Source organism: Mesorhizobium sp. ArgA1, from assembly GCF_053714375.1.
Genome location: NZ_JBSKBQ010000201.1, coordinates 1 through 250 on the forward strand (window position 1 = coordinate 1; position 250 = coordinate 250).

The following is a 250-nucleotide window of genomic DNA, read 5'->3' on the forward strand; positions in this document are numbered from 1 at the left end:
CCGTCGCAACGCTCGAAAGCGTGAAACACCATCTTTGGCATGGCAACGTCGGCAGAGCACTCATCCTTGTTGAGGACTTCACCGATGGGTTTGATCTCATCGCCGATCCGCCGCCAGAGGTGCGCAAGCTGCGCGGGTACCTGTTGGAATTCAGCCGCTACATCGAAAATAACAAAATAACGCCGATCTCATCCCGAATTACGCCGAACGGCACCGCTATGGCGAGGTGGTGTCGACGGCTTTCGTCGAG

1 pseudogene is annotated in these 250 nt (G+C 56.4%); it reads left to right on the forward strand.

Annotated features, from left to right (window positions below):
- A pseudogene (locus ACWGTI_RS32985) lies at positions 1-250 on the forward strand (hypothetical protein); the annotation flags it as partial.